Source organism: Nocardia sp. NPDC059228 (assembly GCF_042754245.1).
In the GTDB taxonomy this organism is placed as follows: domain Bacteria; phylum Actinomycetota; class Actinomycetes; order Mycobacteriales; family Mycobacteriaceae; genus Nocardia.
In genome coordinates, this window is record NZ_JBHZAL010000004.1 from 420,420 (window position 1) to 436,564 (window position 16,145).

General features: G+C 66.0%; 15 protein-coding genes. 6 read left to right on the forward strand and 9 right to left on the reverse strand.

Translation table 11 applies throughout. The features are described 5' to 3' along the window. The first annotated feature begins 89 nt into the window (after positions 1-89). From ACFXKA_RS10165 to ACFXKA_RS10175, 3 genes are all read left to right on the forward strand, one after another. The gene (locus ACFXKA_RS10165; protein WP_379426897.1) at positions 90-350 is read left to right on the forward strand and encodes an SHOCT domain-containing protein; all 261 of its coding nucleotides are present in this window, start codon (positions 90-92) and stop codon (positions 348-350) included. Between the two features lie 18 nt (positions 351-368). Then, positions 369-1,271: a universal stress protein gene (locus tag ACFXKA_RS10170; RefSeq protein WP_379426898.1), complete on the forward strand. Its 903-nt coding sequence runs from the start codon at positions 369-371 to the stop codon at positions 1,269-1,271. 213 nt (positions 1,272-1,484) lie between these two features. Then, a complete protein-coding gene (locus ACFXKA_RS10175) occupies positions 1,485-3,143 on the forward strand; it encodes a SulP family inorganic anion transporter (RefSeq protein ID WP_379426899.1) in 1,659 nt (552 codons plus the stop codon). A 19-nt stretch (positions 3,144-3,162) separates the two neighbouring features. Here ACFXKA_RS10175 and ACFXKA_RS10180 read toward each other — a convergent pair whose 3' ends face one another. From ACFXKA_RS10180 to ACFXKA_RS10215, 8 genes are all read right to left on the reverse strand, one after another. Then, positions 3,163-4,314 carry a site-2 protease family protein gene (locus ACFXKA_RS10180; protein ID WP_379426900.1) on the reverse strand — a complete coding sequence of 384 codons (1,152 nt, stop codon included), beginning with the start codon at positions 4,312-4,314 and terminating at the stop codon, positions 3,163-3,165. A 28-nt stretch (positions 4,315-4,342) separates the two neighbouring features. Next, entirely contained in the window at positions 4,343-4,990 is a 648-nt protein-coding gene (locus ACFXKA_RS10185; RefSeq protein ID WP_379426901.1) for a DUF2267 domain-containing protein, read from the reverse strand. Between the two features lie 36 nt (positions 4,991-5,026). After that, positions 5,027-6,583: an AAA family ATPase gene (locus ACFXKA_RS10190; protein ID WP_379426902.1), complete on the reverse strand. Its 1,557-nt coding sequence runs from the start codon at positions 6,581-6,583 to the stop codon at positions 5,027-5,029. A 124-nt stretch (positions 6,584-6,707) separates the two neighbouring features. After that, positions 6,708-7,673 carry a M48 family metalloprotease gene (locus ACFXKA_RS10195; RefSeq protein WP_379426903.1) on the reverse strand — a complete coding sequence of 322 codons (966 nt, stop codon included), beginning with the start codon at positions 7,671-7,673 and terminating at the stop codon, positions 6,708-6,710. A 462-nt stretch (positions 7,674-8,135) separates the two neighbouring features. Further along, positions 8,136-9,152 (reverse strand): TIGR03617 family F420-dependent LLM class oxidoreductase, encoded by a 1,017-nt coding sequence (locus ACFXKA_RS10200; protein ID WP_379426904.1) that lies wholly within the window; start codon positions 9,150-9,152, stop codon positions 8,136-8,138. A 112-nt stretch (positions 9,153-9,264) separates the two neighbouring features. Beyond that, entirely contained in the window at positions 9,265-9,873 is a 609-nt protein-coding gene (locus tag ACFXKA_RS10205) for a hypothetical protein (protein ID WP_379426905.1), read from the reverse strand. Between the two features lie 664 nt (positions 9,874-10,537). Further along, positions 10,538-10,747 (reverse strand): DUF397 domain-containing protein, encoded by a 210-nt coding sequence (locus ACFXKA_RS10210; protein ID WP_379426906.1) that lies wholly within the window; start codon positions 10,745-10,747, stop codon positions 10,538-10,540. A gap of 2 nt (positions 10,748-10,749) precedes the next feature. Beyond that, positions 10,750-11,631 carry a helix-turn-helix domain-containing protein gene (locus ACFXKA_RS10215; RefSeq protein ID WP_379426907.1) on the reverse strand — a complete coding sequence of 294 codons (882 nt, stop codon included), beginning with the start codon at positions 11,629-11,631 and terminating at the stop codon, positions 10,750-10,752. A 235-nt stretch (positions 11,632-11,866) separates the two neighbouring features. Between ACFXKA_RS10215 and ACFXKA_RS10220 the strand changes: the two genes are divergently transcribed. Continuing rightward, positions 11,867-12,223: a hypothetical protein gene (locus tag ACFXKA_RS10220; protein WP_379426908.1), complete on the forward strand. Its 357-nt coding sequence runs from the start codon at positions 11,867-11,869 to the stop codon at positions 12,221-12,223. Then, the gene (locus tag ACFXKA_RS10225) at positions 12,213-12,518 is read left to right on the forward strand and encodes a hypothetical protein (RefSeq protein WP_379426909.1); all 306 of its coding nucleotides are present in this window, start codon (positions 12,213-12,215) and stop codon (positions 12,516-12,518) included. The genes ACFXKA_RS10220 and ACFXKA_RS10225 overlap by 11 nt, the downstream gene beginning before the upstream one ends. 524 nt (positions 12,519-13,042) lie before the next feature. Here ACFXKA_RS10225 and ACFXKA_RS10230 read toward each other — a convergent pair. Further along, positions 13,043-14,431 carry a DUF1254 domain-containing protein gene (locus ACFXKA_RS10230; RefSeq protein WP_379426910.1) on the reverse strand — a complete coding sequence of 463 codons (1,389 nt, stop codon included), beginning with the start codon at positions 14,429-14,431 and terminating at the stop codon, positions 13,043-13,045. 826 nt (positions 14,432-15,257) lie between these two features. Between ACFXKA_RS10230 and ACFXKA_RS10235 the strand changes: the two genes are divergently transcribed. Further along, the gene (locus ACFXKA_RS10235; protein ID WP_379426911.1) at positions 15,258-15,749 is read left to right on the forward strand and encodes a hypothetical protein; all 492 of its coding nucleotides are present in this window, start codon (positions 15,258-15,260) and stop codon (positions 15,747-15,749) included. Positions 15,750-16,145 lie beyond the last annotated feature (396 nt).

Here is a 16,145-nt window from a genome sequence, read left to right on the forward strand (position 1 = left end):
ACTTTCGGCCGTCTCGCCGCAGCTCGTACGCGCGGGATGCTGTGAACGAACAGCGTTCTGGACGTCGTCAGGGAACTGGAGGCATCGCCATGATGTATTGGTACGGCCACGATATGGGTGGCTGGGGCTACGCCTGGATGGGTGTGGGCATGTTGGTCTTCTGGGCCCTGCTCATCGTCGGGATCGCGTTCGCGGTCCGGTTCGCGGTATCCGATCCGGGCCGCTCGGGCCGCTATGAATCCCCGTCGCCGCAGGAACTGCTGGCCCAGCGTTTCGCGCGCGGCGAGATCGACGAGACCGAATACACCAATCGCCTTGCCGCACTGCGGGCCTCGGGCGCGCGGCAGTAGAACGACGGGAGCGAGAGAATGTCGGAGATCTCCGAAACCCCGGGCGGGCAACTGAATCCGCCGGTCGTCGTGGCAACGGACGGATCGGCCGTCTCTTACCGCGCCGTGGCCTGGGCGGCCGTGGATGCGGGACTGCACGGCTCGCCGTTGGAGATCGTCACCTCCGTGGCGGTCCCCGGCGGATGGGGACCCGGTGCGATGCTGACCAATACCGACACCGACTGGCTCCGGCTCGATGGCGAACGGGTGGTCACCGAGGCGAGTCGCGTGGCGCGCACCGCGGCCGTCGGCGACGGCCTGTCCATCCGCACCGATATCACCTTCGACACGGCGATTCCGTTCCTGATCGAACGGTCGCGGCACGCGCGCCTGCTGGTGGTGGGCAGCCGCGGGCACGGCGCGATCCGGCGCGGCCTGCTCGGATCGGTCAGTACCGCGGTGACCCGGCATGCCCACTGCCCGATCGCGATCGTGCATTCGACAGCGGCGATCGACCCGGTGTCAGCGGAGAAGCCGGTACTCGTCGGTGTCGATGGCACGCCCAACAGCGTGCCCGCCCTGAGGCTGGCTTTCGAAGAGGCATCCCGGCGCAAGGTCGGGCTCGACGCGCTGCATGCCTGGACCGACATCAACCGTGACGGCCTGCCGCTGCCGGGGTGGGATGCCGTCCGCGACCGTGAAACCGAACTGCTCGCCGAACGACTGGCCGGATTCGGCGAACGCTACCCGGACGTCCAGGTCCGCCGAATCCTGGTCCGCGACCGCCCGATCCAGTCCCTGCTGGAGGCCGCGGAGAACGCCCAACTGCTGGTGGTCGGCAGTCACGGTCGCGGCGGTTTCGCCGGCATGCTGCTCGGCTCGACCAGCAACGCGCTGCTGCACAGCGTGGAATGCCCGATGATCGTGGTACCGACCCGCTGACCGGGCCGACATGGTCTCGGCGCAGTGGTAGCTGCAGTGCCGCCCCCCGGACAAGGGGGGTCCATGCGCACCATTGATTGCATGTTTTCTAAACTAATAACCTTATTTATTGGTGAAGGAGAATGTTGCCGTGGACGATCAGACCACTGCGGAGCGGCCGGCGGCAGTACTGGAGCAGCCGGCGGTGTCGAAATCGGCTCTGGTGCAAGAACTGTGAGCGTGCGGGCACTGCTGCCGGTCTGGTCGGACTGGCGTGCGGGCGTGCGTGCGCCGGGCGCGGATCTGCTGTCCGGGCTGATCGTCGCCCTGGTGGCGCTGCCGTTGGCGCTGGGCTTCGGGATCTCCTCGGGCCTCGGCGCGGCCGCCGGCCTGGCGACCGCGGTGATCGCGGGCGCGGTCGCGGCGGTCTTCGGCGGATCGCGATTCCAGGTGTCGGGGCCCACGGGTGCGATGACCGTGGTGTTGGTGCCGATCTTCCATCAGCACGGTGCGAGCGGGGTGCTGGCCGTGGGGCTGCTGGCCGGGCTCGTGCTGGTGGTGCTCGCGGTCGCCGGGGTCGGGCGTGCGGTGCGCTACATGCCCGCCCCGGTGATCGAGGGTTTCACCGCCGGAATCGCGGTGGTCATTGCGCTGCAACAGGTCCCGGCCGCGCTCGGGATCGCGCACGCGCACGGGGACAAGGTGTGGCAGGCTGCCGCTGACGCGGTGCGCCAGTACCTGGGGCATCTCGATCCGCTGCCGATCGTCACTGCCCTGCTGGTGGCGGCGCTCATGCTGGTCGGTGGCCGGTATCTGCCCCGCTGGCCGTTCGCACTGCTGGCCGTGGTGCTGGCGACCGCGGCGGTGGCGGTGTTCGATCTGCCGTTGGCCCGGATCGGCGCCATCCCGTCGGGCTTGCAGGCCCCCGCCCTCGGTTTCCTCCATGTCGACCAGCTGGGTTCGCTGCTGGCGCCGGCGTTGGCGGTGGCCGCGCTGGCGGCATTGGAGTCGCTGCTGTCGGCCACGGCCGCCGACGCGATGGCGGTGGGTACCCGCCACAACTCCGACCGCGAGCTGTTCGGCCAAGGCCTGGCCAATATTGCCGCACCGCTGTTCGGAGGTGTCCCGGCCACCGGCGCGATCGCGCGCACCGCGGTGAACGTCCGCTCGGGCGGTCGCACCCGGCTGGCCGCGCTCACCCACGCAATCGTGTTGGCGGCCATCGTCTTCCTGGCCGCCCCGCTGGTCGGGCAGATTCCCCTCGCCGCGCTGGCGGGCGTGCTGCTCGCGACCACGGTGCGGATGGTCGAGACGGCGTCGCTGGCGGCGATCGCCCGCGCTTCGAAGGGAGACGCGGCGATCATGGGCGTCACGTTCCTGGTCACCGTCGCCGCCGATCTGGTGACCGCGGTGGCGGTGGGCGTCGGGATCGCGGTGGTGCTCGCCTTGCGCGCGGTCGCGAAAGAGGCACGCCTGCAACAGATTCCGCTGGACGAGGGAGATCATCTGGCCGAGGAGCACGAGCTGCTCGACGAACACATCGTCGCTTACCGGCTCGACGGGCCGTTGTTCTTCGCCGGCGCGCATCGATTCCTGCTGGAGCTGGCCGAGGTATCGAATGTGCACGTGGTGATCCTGCGCATGTCGCATGTCACCGCGCTGGACACCACCGGTGCGCTGGTGCTCAAGGACGCGATCGGCAAACTCGAACACCGCCACATCATCGTGCTCATGTCCGGGCTTCGTCCCGATCACCAGCGCCGTCTCACCGCGATCGGAGCCCTGCCCGCGGGCGGCGCCGACCACCTGTTCACCCACACGCCCGATGCCATCACCTGTGCGCGGCAGCTGGCGCCGGTGGTGGCCGGGGACGGTCATCGATCGGGCGCCTGACATCCTGCGCCCGCGCTGTTCAGGGCGTGTTGGTGGAGGGGCGGGCGGGGAGCCCCAGAGCGGAGCGGTTGCAGGCCAGCGCGAGGTCGGTAGCGGTCACGAGGCCGGTGAGGCGGCCGGTGGAGTCGGTGACGGCGACGGCATCGAGGTTGGGGCGCAGGACGATTCGAGAGATGACGTCGGCGAGCAGATCGTCGGAGTGAGCGATCGCGGCCGGGGGGAGCGGGCGGGCGAGATCTGCGACCCGCAGGCCGGGGTGCGGACCTGCGCGGGTGTGCAGGAGATCGGCCCAGGCGAGGACGGCGTACGGATGGCCGTTCTGGTCGACGACCGGGAAGAGGTGGTGGTGGGTGTAGACGAGGTCGGATCGGAGGAGCTGGTCGAGGGTCCATGCCGCGTCGGCCATCCGCGGCGCGGGGGTCATGACATCGCCGATGGTGGTGGCGCCCAGACGATGTCGCAGGCCCGCCATGGTCAGCTCGCTGTTGGCGGCGCTGTAGAGGAACCAGCCGAGCAGTATCAGCCACAGGCCGCTGAAGTCGCGGAACGCGATGATCTCGGCACTGCCGAGACCGGCCAGGGTCATGCCCAGAACCTGGCCGGTGCGGGCGGCCGCGGTCGCGGCGCGCAGGCGGTCGCCGCTGCGCCACCAGATCACCGCCCGCACGACGCGCCCACCGTCGAGGGGCGCGCCCGGCAGCATATTGAACACGGCGAGAACCACATTCACGGTGGCGAGCCAGACGAGGGTTGCGGTGACTGGGCCGCCGGGGGAGAAGACCGACGACACGGCCGCCGCGCCGTAGGCCAGCACGCCGAGAAGCAGACTGGTGGCGGGGCCGACCAGCGCGACCCGCAGATCGGTCCGGGCATCCGTGGGTTCGTCGGTCAGCTCGGAGGCCCCGCCGAGCAGCCACAGCACGATGCGTTCGACATGAATCCCATTGCGGGTGGCCACGATCGAATGCGCCAGCTCGTGTGCGAGCAGGCAGGCGACCAATCCGAGAGCACCGGCGATCGCCGCGGCCCAGATGATTCCGGCGCCGGCGGTGCCACGGAGGTAGGTGGCGAGGATCCACGTGAAGAGCCCCACGGTGACGGCCGCCGACCAGTGCGCGGCGACACGGATGCCGGCGATTCTTCCCAGTGGGACCGTGGATCGGAGCTGCATGGTGTCCTCGTCTGTCGTGCCGCTCGGATCAGCGCTCGGACCCGGTCAGCCCCTGAGCGACCAGGATGCGATGAGCCTGCTGCGCGGCCGAGAATCCGCCGTGCTCGTCCGGTCCGGCGTCGGCGGGATACTCGAGGCCACGCACGAGCGCGGTGACGGCCTCGGTGAGCGCGGTCAGGCGTCGTTCGATGTCATCGGTCGGCATCTGGCCCGGTTGTGTGGGGACCGCCGCGCTCCCGTAGACCGCCGCGAGATCGGTGCCGAGCAGGAGGAAGCGCAGCGCCACCGGCAGCTGCGCCAGCACATGGTCGAGCTGACCGGGCGAGAACAGGTCGGCGAGGGCATCGGTCACCACCCCCACCAACGGCACGGCCTCCTCGGGACTGATGCCCGCGGCATGGGCGAACTGGGCGAGGAATGACGGCACATCGCGCGGGACCGGCACGTGGGCCGGGATCCAACCCTCGTAGAACGTGCCGCGGAGCAGCTCGGGCAACTGGGCGCTGAGATGCGCGGCGGCATTGACGCCCAAGCGGTCGCGCACGGTGTGCAGCCACGCGCGCAGGGCGCGATGGGCGAGGAAGCGATCCTCGGTGTCGATCGCCCCGGCCACGGCCGCCAGCCATTCGTGGGCGGTGTGCACGCTCGGTGCGAACGGATCGGTGTGATGGCCCATGGGACACGTCCTTTCGTGAGATGAGAACGCACTGAGCTAGGTCTGGTTCCACCCGCGCAATGCCTGGGCGATGGTGGCATCCATCGAGGTGGTGGTATCCACGGTAGTCGCGTCCGGCCACGGAGAGCTGGTCGTGGCCAGTGCATGCGCGACATCGGGGGTCGCCTCGGAATCGCCGGGGCGGCGCGTACGAATGCGCGTGTCGGACGTCTGGGGCGGGCACTCACAGCGCAGCGGGATCAGCTCGGCGTGGGTGCCCGCAGCGAGCGCCTGGGCGCGGGCCCGTTCGGCGGCATCGGTCCAGGAGGCGTCGAGTATCACCGAGACGCCGAGCCCGAGTCGCTGCCGTGCCAGTTCCAGCATGTGGGTGTACACCAATGATCTCGCGTCGGGCCGATAGGCTCCGGCGTCGAGGACGCCGCTCGCACCGGTGATCACTCCCGAGGCGCGGAGCCGGGCCCGCACGGTGTCGCTCGAGATCACCTCGGCGCCGGTGACCTGTGCGAGACGGGTTGCGACAGTGGACTTTCCGGTCCCGGGCAGGCCGCCGACCAGAGCCAGCCGCACCGCGCCGGCCTCCAGGTGCCGCACCGCGAGATCCAGGTGCCGGACAGCGTGACCGACGAACTTCTCGTCGCCCTGTGCGGCCCGGATGTGGTTCGTCTTGGCCCGCACCATGGCCCGGTAGGCGATGTAGTGGTGGCGCAGCGAGGCCGGCGGCGAATCCCCGGCCGCGCGCAGGTAATCGGTGAGAAAGTCCTCGGCGAGCTGGGGTCGGCCCAGGAACTCCAGATCCATCGCCAGGAATGCGGCATCGTCGAGGCCGTCGACAGTGCGGAGGGAATCGTCGAAGTCGAGGCAGTCCAGGATCCGGAAGCCGTCGGGCAGCGCGAAGATGTCTTCGGTCATGAGATCGCCGTGCCCATCCAGAATCCGGCCGTCCGCAATGCGTTCGGCCAGCAGTGGCGCCCGGCCGTCGATGAAACGCATGGCCAGCCGCTCGATGCGGTCGACCAGCAGGGGCTCGAGCGCGCTGAGCGGATGGGATCGAGGGCCGCGCAACAGGATTCGCCATCGCTGCCGCAGGGCCTGTGCCGTTCCCGCCTGATCGATCGTGCTGCTCCGACTGGCATGGCGATGGAATCGGGCCACCACCGTCGCCAGCTCGGACAGTTCCGCCCGGCTGATCTCGCCGCTGGTGACCAGCCTGCTCAGGCGCCGAGATTCCGGCATACGTCGCATGACCAGCACGGGTTCGCCGGGACTGTCGAGCGGACCGGTGAGATGTTCCAGGCCCAGGTAGACATCGGGCGCCCAGCGCCGATTCAATTCGAGTTCGCGGCGCAGCGCATGTTCGCGGGCCTCGGTCGTCGCGAAATCGAGGAAGTCGGTGACGATGGGCTTCTTCACCTTGTACGCCCGATCCCCGACCAACACCACCAGGCCGGTGTGCGTTTCCCGGAGTTCCGCGGCGCGCGCATCGTGGAGGGTCCCGCTCCGCAGGTGCTCGGCGGCCACGGCGCGGTCGACCGCCCGCTGTCGCAGGTCGTCGGGCCGGACGACAGGACGTGAGGTGGAGGCGTTCGTGTCCATGCCTCCCACACTCCGCGCGCCGGGCTGCCGGAAACAGAGGACTTAGGTCCCCGCGGTGACGACAACGGTCCCGTCTGATTCCGGCTGGCTGTAGCCGCAACGCGATGATGGCGCGGCCTCAGGGCTAGGCCGGGGAGGGCGAGGGCCGCGTGCGGTAACGAATCTTCAGGCGGCGGGTCGAAACGTCCGGGTGGGTGGCGCTGAAGCGTTCGCCGTACTTCCTGCCGTAGGTCACGAGGTAATCGTGTAGGGCGGGACCGTAGCCGAGGTCGACGGCCACCTGGTCGGCCAGGAATTCCTCCCGCCAGTTCACCCACATTTTCGGGAAGGGCTGCAGGAGACAGACTATGGCAAGCGCCTGGGCGAGATGCAGGCCGATGGTCGGGAGCAGGGCACCGACCAGGGCAGCGAAGGACACGGTGTACATGATCAGCAGCAGGATCGTCGCAACGAAGTCCGGCGATCGTCGATAGGACAGCACGGTGATCAGAAATGTGGCCGGCGCGCCGAAGACGGTGACGACCGGTGCGGTGCACAGGCTTTCCAGTCCCCTGACGGTCCAGCCGCCGATCAGCTGATGACCGAATTCATGTGCGATCACCGCCCGTAGCTCGAGCGGGGGTAGTTCGTTCACAGCCGAGATCGGCACTGAGACACGACGGCGCGGGTGCGACCGACCCGCGGACCGAGGGTGACGGGTTCGCAGCACGATTCGCAACCAGGTCTCGGGTCGGCCTGCGGCCCGCATGACCTCCCAGGAGGCTATAAACAGCAGGGTGGCGGGCTCGAAGCGTTCCGGTGGGCACGGCACGGTATCGGGAAACGCCACGACATGCCGCCATATCGTCAACTCGTCCGGCATGATCAGTTCGACGACCAGCGCGTAACACCAGATCAGACACCAGACCACTACGACGCTGGTCGTCGCCCAGCGGCCGGCCCAGGCGGTGAGACTCCAGAGCATCACCACGGTCGCGACCGCCCAGGGCACAGCCAGGAGTAGGCCCAGCAGCGGCAGCAGTCGGGCTTCGATGCGGGCACGGCCAATCAACCGGTACCTGGTTGTGCCCGAGGGCGATTCGAGAGACATGGCGGGTCAGCTCTTCGTGCGGGCGAGGCTGTGTTCTCCTGCGCGGTCGCTTCACGATACGAAACCGGCGACAAGGTCGCGTAGCCCCAAATTCGAGTGGGAGGGCGCGGCAGCGGTTCCCAGTCGATGCGGTGGTCGAACATCCAATCCAGATGTCCGACAACGCCTCGGCCCAGGCCAGTGTGCGGTCGGGATCGGCGTCGAGCGATAACAGCAGTGCGACCGCTGGGTTGTTGCAGAGCAATCGAGGGCCTGCACGCAGTAGCGTGCGGGCCCCCGATCCTTTGGTATGTCCCTGCGATCGCGGTCAGAGGTTGCCGAGACCGCAGAGCCCCTGGCCGGGGCGCGGCGGGCACAGGATTCCCAGGATGATCCCGGAATCGGATTGACGAAGGTGGCCGAACCGGCCTGGAGCAGTAAGGATCCGGCGTCGGCGCCGGCGGATCCAGTGGTCTTTTCCCGCTACAACGCTCGGAGGGACTCGATCGCGTGCATCACACGGGTGTCCTCGGGGTCGGCTGTGGGTGCCGGCAGGACGATGCCGTGGACGAGGCCGGCGTAGCGGTCACGAACGAGGTCCGGCAGGGCGTCGTAGTCGCCGCAGATGAGCAGTTGGTCGAGGACGTTGTCGGTGACCACGTCGTGGAGTCGATCCCAGTATTGCTCTTTCACCAATTGCCGTAGGCGATCGAACAATTCGGGCAGGCCGAGACGGGTCAGTGTCGGCCGGTAGGACGGGGTGGAATAAAGGAAGGCGAGTAGCCGGCGCTGCCGTTCACGGTCGCGTGCCACCTCGGCTGCCGTGGCGCCCGTGGCGATCGGGACTGCGGCGATGATTCCGGGGGCCTGGCGTGACCGTTCCACAGCGCCCGCGTGCAATGCGGGCTGGACGACGTCGCGCAGGTACCCCGGATCGGAGTTGGTGGAGTGGGTGATCACGCCGTCCGCGAGTTGTCCTGCGAGGCGGCACATCCCGGCATTCACCGCGCCGAGCAGGATCGGCGGCGGGGCGATGTCGTCGGGGCCGGGGTTGAAGTAGGGCTGCAACCGGGTCAGCCGGTAGCTGTCACCCTCGAAATGGATCGAATCACCGGATGCGAACGCGGCGAACAGCTCTCGCAGCACGGTCAGGTATTCCCCGATCCGCGCGACGGGTTCGGTCCACGGCATGCCGAAACGGCCTTCGATGTTCTGCTTGATCTGCGTTCCGAGCCCGAGCTCGAAGCGCCCGCCGGAGAATTTCGCGAGATCCCAGGCGTTGTACGCGACCAGCGTCGGGCTCCGCACGAAGGCCAGCGTGATCGCGGTGCGCACGGTGATCCGGCTGGTGTGCTCCGCCGCCAGCAGCGCGACGGCGAACGAATCGTGGATCGTCTCGGGGATGTGAAGCCCATCGAATCCGAGGTCCTCCACCCGCCGTGCCACCCGTGGCACCTCGGACAGCGGCAGTCGCGGATCCAGGGCTGCATAGACTTTCATCGACCGTCTTCCTCGGCGTCGGTGCGTTGTCACCGCAGACGGTAGCGGGCGCACCGCGTCGTGTGCCCTCAGGCTGTCGGTCTGCTCCTCCGGAATCCATGCCCGCGCACGATCACGCCAAGATCTCCGCTTTCAGATCCGGCCGATCTCGCTCCTCCGCGAACGTCAGTGCGCGCCCACACAATAGGTCCACGAAGTACGCGTACGGGGCATCGTCGCTATCGACGGCCATCATGAACAACAACACCAGAAAGTCGTTCGCCGACTCCTGTGACCACCGGTAACCAACCGCCGGACCGAACTGGTCGAAGATCGGCGCACCGTTCTCAGGTGAGTTGAACCAAACACCCTCGACGCGTCGCACCATCCACTCGCCGATATAGGTGATGAATTGGTCCGCGAGATAACCGTTTTCGGGCGCGTACCGTCCATCCTCGCCGAACACGGCGGCATCGATCAGGGAAACGATCCAGTCGAACGCAGCGGCGCTGAATCGGTCATCGAGTGAGGGGCGGCCCTCGTTGCCCCGTACCGCTTCCAGCCGGGGCAGCGTCTGGGTGAACAACGTCTCGATGCGGGCGTCGATCGCAGCTTGGTCGCTCCACGCGAGCCAGGCCGCGGACTGCTGGGCGTCGCTGTCGAACAATCCGGGGTCCAGATCACTATCGGCCGGAGTGGCCCGTCTCGCGTGAGTCTTCACGTTCCCCTCGTGTGTGTGCATGCCATTGATGGTGTGCTGGATGATAGACGATCTCGCACTGCCACAACGGTAGAGCCGCCGAGGTGCTGCTCGAGATTGTGGCTGATCATTGGTTGATCTCAGGGTCGATGACGACCGCCGCTCGCCAACAGGTCATCCCCGACCCGTAATCCAGCTGCTGGGGCGGGAACTCCCACGGTCTACGTTGCGCGGCCGCGTACCTCCAGTCACTTCTGGCACTAAATCAACACCAGCCCTATAGCTTTCATTTCGCCGCAATCGACCGACACTCAACCCAGCTTTATTGGGAGTTCTAAGTGGAACCGCGCCGACCAGCACCGGCACATACTGTCGCATGAGCGGCACTGTGTGTCATCGATGGAATGCGACTGCCGCGATAGGTTTCTCGGTGCCGACACTCCAAACAACACCGCGTCGGCGCGCAAAGGGTTAGCGCCCGCCCGGGCGGCCATTTCTTTCAGCGCAACCCGGGCGGGCATTCTCTGTCCACGGATGATGATCTCAATCGCTTCGGGATTCATGCCACATGCGGCCTGCGCAGACGGCACGAGTGGCGCACGAGGGAATGTTCGCATTTGAATGCCTCGATCGCTTCACGACACCCAGTGCAGATGGTGCCGCCTGTACTGATGAGGTCCTTCCCACATTTGGCACTGATCGCTCCTCAGGCCGGGAAGTTGAAGTCCCCTCGAATGATGCCAGCGGCGAAGACATCCCATTCGCCGGGGGCGAAGACGAGGGCGGGGCCGGTCGGGTTCTTCGAGTCGCGAACTCCCACGAGCCCCTTGTCGAGGAAAGCGACCTCGACACATTCTTTTCCCGCGGAGCTGCGGCTGCTCTTGAACCACTGTGCGCCGGCTAGGTCAACACTCACCTTCAGTTGTCCTTTCGTGCCACCTGCCGGAGCAGGTTCCTGCTGCTCACCGCGTCGAGCGCGGCGCGCTGGAATATCGCGGATGCGTCGCGGTAGCGTTGGACGTCCGTTTCTCCCTCAAGGTACATATCGCCGGTGAAGTTCTCGACGTAGATAACGGTCGGTTCTTTCTCATGGGTCTGGTCGGCGGCGAAGTCGAGGATGACGAACGGGCCGACCGGAGTGCCCACGGGCAGACCGGCATTGAACGGCAGCACACGAATGCTGACGTTCGGCCGGGTGCTGATATCGGCGAGCTTCCACAGCTGCCCGGCCATGACCCCTGGTCCTCCGACCATCGTATGTAGTACCGATTCATGCAGCACCACACTGGTTTTCGTTGGTCTCGCCTTGCGGGTGATGATCGTCTGCCGGTTCATCCGCAACTGGACCCGACGATCCTGCTCGTCCTCGGAATCGTTCGGAAAGTAGATGCGATCGAGTGCGCGAGCGTAGTCGGCGGTCTGGAGCAACCCGGGCACCACGTCGGGCCGGTAGATATCCATCGACTGAGCCGAAGTCTCCAGCCCGACGAAGACATTGAATCCCTCGGGGATCAGATCACCGAACGAGTGCCACCAGCTCTTCGCCGCTGCCTGCCGGTTGAGGCCGACCATGGCCGCAGTGGTCTCGGCGGTGAAACCGAGGACGCCGCAGAGCGCTTCGATATCGCGAGCCGTGAGTTTGCCCGTTTCGCCGCGTTCGATACGTCCTAGTTTGGAGATGCTCCACTCCATTATCGGCGCGACCTGCTCGAGGGTGAGGTTCGCGTCAAGGCGTCCCCTGCGCAGATACCGTCCCAGCTGTCGACGTGGCAGTGACGAAGCCGATCCATCCTTCACCATGATCCGCTCCCCAGGCATGTTCAAGTTGGCAATGGAGTGAGGTCAGAATGGCACTCTCCCTGGGGTTTTGCACCGGAATCACGAATTTGCCAGCGTGGCATTGCCACTCTGCATGGACGGTGGTGTGCTGGTTCCACGCCCACCGGGGTCCACCGCACGTTCTCTCCGGCCGGGTGCACGTTAGTCGTCCGATTACGCAGGGGGTCAGGCGATGTCCCAAGAGAATCCGCGGTCGGTGCAGGCGATCATCGACCGCATCGAACGTGAGAAGCAGCGAACCGTTGACACAGAACACGCCGAGGTCGGCGTGGCCGGGTATGCGGTGCGTGGGCTGTGGTCGTGCTACGACGATCCCGGCACATTGACTGCCGGACAAGCGCATACCGCAATGCAGCTGCATCTCGGATGCGGGGTGGACAGCTGCTGGGTGCGGTGGCGGGCGCGGACCGCGCTGGTCGTGGCCGGGCGTATGGTGCTCGATCCGCGTGCGGCGCGGGTGCCGGGTGTGCACCGCAGGTCGCTGTTCACCGTGGTGCGGATGGCGGTGTTTGGTTGTGGCGCACTGTTTTTCGGCGGTCGTCATGCCCTGTGATGACCCCGATCGGATCGAGATCCAAGTCATCCAGGACGTACTCGACACCGTCGAGGCCCGGCTGTGCGACCGCGAAGGTCGCGGGTGGCGGTTGACCGCGCCCCGTTCGCTCATCTACGCGGCCGTCCTGCACGCGGTCATCGTCAGCGCCCGTGCCTCCCACCGCCTGCCCGCCACCCTCGACCACGCCGCGGTCCTCGACGCCATCTTCGACGGCACCGAACCGTCGGAACCCGGTGAACGCGGCCGCCCGGTCGACGACGTGATCGAACGACACACCATCAACATGAACTGACGGCCTTCGCCGCCGAGGCGGCTCCCGTGACGAGGAGGCCATCACGGTCGGCAACCGTCCAACTCCCGGGACTTCGGCGTGGTGGAAAGGCGCCGGACGATCATCGATTGGAGTGCCATCGTTCGCGGTACGGCACAGAAAGCCATCGCCCAGCAGCTCACGGTCAATGACTGGGAAGATCCAAAGAACCCGCGGAAGCGGACTTGGTGGACTTCGCTGACACCTACCACGTGTTGCTCGATCTGTTGGGCGGCGATTTCGATTATGCAGGACGAGTGTCCGAATCCTGAGGGCGCCTTCGGCTTTGGCGGCCACTGGGTTTTGTGGTCGTTTCCATCGATGTCCGTGACATCAGCTACTTCGCGGATCGAATCCGCTGCACGAACTGGCGTGAGTGCAGCGACGATCTCTGGGCACCTACGTTTGGCCGCGGAGCATCAGGGGGTGGAACTGGAGGCGATTGTGCCCCCGCCGATTTGCGGCAGGGGCACAGTCGCATTTCGCCGATCGCGTGACTGTCGAGTTCAGCTCTTGACGACTTTCGGCGGTGTCCAGCTACCATCGGTGATGGCCTGCTCGGGCCAGTACGTCCGCAGGATCATCTCGAAGTCACCCGCGGGGGTCGGGAGCCAGTTGGCCTCCTTCTCCGATCCCGGTGAGGTGTGTTGCAGGTACAGGGTGATTCCGCCGTCGGGGTTGCGCACCAGGTTCGGCAGCATCGGCGAGTTGATCAGGTACCGGTTGATCGGGTTGTCCACCAGCAGGATCTCCGGCAACTTGTACATGGTTACCGACCAGAACGCCTTCACCGGCGGGAGCTGTCCAGCGGGGAAAGTGAGGGTGTAGTTACCCGCACCGTTGAGCTTGGCGCCTGAGGAATCGTTGGTGAGCGGGAAGTACATGGCCTCCACTCCGGGCAGGCCCAGGATGCCCATCACGGCTCCGGCCATGCGGTAGAGGTAGTTTCCCTCGAGCTGCTCGGCCGACCCGAACAGCTGACCGGAGTCGACCTTCCCGGTCTGCAACTGGTCCTTCTGGAACGTGTGCAGCTCGGCCCACGCGTCGGCCATGCCGCCCTCGATTGCGGTGCGCTGCTCGGCACTCAACGTCGCGGGATCGAAGTCTCCGTTCGGCCCGATCCCGATCTTGGCGAACCGCTCGCGCAGTTCTTTCTCCTCGGGTTTCACCGGCGCGTACTTCAACGTGAAGTTGAGAACTTTGAAGAAGTCGAGGGAGGTCTTCTCTTCGTCTGGTGTGAGTGGCGTGATGAAGTCGACTGCGGGCGCGGCGGCGGGGGCCGGCTTCTTCTCCAACGCCGATAGCGGCGAAACCTTGTACTGAGCCTGGATCGTCTTGACGTTGTCGAGGTCGGCCGGGTCGAACAGCTGTGTGCGGTACAGGACCATCGCAAAGTCGGTGTCGGACTGGATCACCTTGTCGACGCCGGCTGGCTTCGCGCCCTTCCATGCGGGGCCGGCGAGCAGATAGGTGCCGCCACCGTTGCCGGTGGTGCGGCTGCCGATCAGGTCGAAGACGTAGGTGTAGTTGTCGATGAACTGCAGTGAGAAATACCGGTTTTGCTCGATGGGCGGCACCGTGAGAACCAGTGGCTCCGTTCGCAGATCGGCGGCGAGAAACGAGTACGGCGTGTCGGAGTTGGGCGTCTGAACGGTGGTGTCTGCCGGCGTGAAGACGCGGGCGATGCTGTGGATCTGGTTCCAGTCCCCCAGGTACTGGCCGCTGTTCTTGTTCACCGCGTACGCGTTCTCGATGCGGTACATGTCCACCATCGGGAAGCCGTACACATAGGCCTCCTTGGCGATTGCCCGCACCTCGTCCATGCCGAGGACGCCGCTGGCCTCGGATTGCGTTCCGCAGCCGGCGATCGCTGCGGTGATTGCCGCAACGATCATTCCCACTCCCCAAGTCCGATAGTTCATTCCGTTCCTCCAGGTCGATTACCAGTAACTTGTGCAGCGACCACAGACCGCTCGAAATCGGCCATCACACCAACCTCGCCGAGCAGGCGTACGGTCTCCGGTGTCGGAAACCCGCCTTCGAAGCCCGTTTCGGCGAGTTCGTCTCAGCGGGTCATGGGCGGACTCCTCTCAACGGCCGCCTGATGGGCCGGATGTGCGCGGCTAGCCGGAATTGTCTCCGGCCCGCCACGGCGTGCATTGGGTTCAGCTCCTGTTTTGCGGCGTTGGGCGGGCTATGAGTGCAAACGTTAACACCGACAAATTTGATAACTGAGAGTTTCCTGAAACCCGGATCGGTGTCCACACCAGCCAGTGGGGCGCATCACTACACCCGAGCTGAATATCCGCAACTCGGCTAATCGGAGACTGGTGTCAGGGCAGGTCCCGGCCAGGATGTGATCCACGCGCCCCGTGGGGCGCTCTCTCAATGCGGCTGTATTACAGTGCCTTCCGCTCACCCATCAGCGGGTCGAGCCCCCGGAGATGACATCAGCTGACGTTGGGCGGGAGCGGAGGCAACGGCGGTGACGCTGCGATCGCGGACTGTAGCGAGGTGACGACCGATTCGGTCACCGGGTCGGTTGCGATGAAGGTGCTGACACTGTCGATTATGTGGTCGCCGAGCATGTCTGGATCATCGGGCGGTAATGGCGCTTGGTGGCCGGGGGGCGCTGACAGGCATGGACGTCGTACCCGGCGGAGCCCACTACAGCTCGCAATGGCATGGTGGCTGCTGCAGGTGGCGCGATAGGGTTCTGGCGTGCCGCACGCCATCACCGCGATGATCTTGCCCGGCCCTGTCAGTGCTGAAGCAGCGGACCGATGGGACCTGATGCCGGTATCGCTGCGATGCGATCTCACGCTACTGCACGTGACCCACTACTACACTGCGTATTGGCAAGCACGACTCGGGATTTCGAGCTACTTCGAACTCCCCTCCGAAGCGCCAGGACTGTTCCCTCGCGAGGGCGTCGTTACGACGATTGCGGCTGAATTGGCGACCCTACCCAACCCGACATTCGCTGTGGTGCTCACGGACTACTTCGGCGGCGTCGGAGACCAGTGGGCAGCGGTATCGGTTGGCGGTGGACCGGTTCGGTCGGTGAACACCATCAACACGGCGTTGCGTGTGCTGGGCATCAGCGCTACGGCGGGATCGGATGAGTTCGACACGGTCGGCCTGGCGGCTCAGAGATCGACGCCCGACTACCTCGATCGGTATGTCGATCTGTGCGACGAGCTCGGTGTTTGACCCGGTACCTTCCGATTCCTGTTGTACGACAGGCATGTGCGTATGTTGCCGCGCCTCGGATCGACACGCTCCGCTGGTCCTCCGGTCCCACGCTGGTCGGTTCGGTCAGCGCGATACGCGGCGTGAGAGCTCACTTCCGGTTGGCAATAGTCAGCTTGGTACAGGGTCCCGGCTACCGAATCCACTGTGCCGTTCTGATCGTCTTTCTTGTCCGGGTTGCTAGGTAGGGTTCCGCTTCGCAGGGTTGTCCTACGCCTTGCCGGATTCACTTGGAGGAGAGGTAGTTCCGGGACTATGGGCTGGGGCTGCTGCAGGATCGGGTGACAGTGGTTAAGCAGCCTGTCGGGCTGCTGGGGACATGATGGTTTCGAATTCGATCGGGGTCAACCGGCCGAG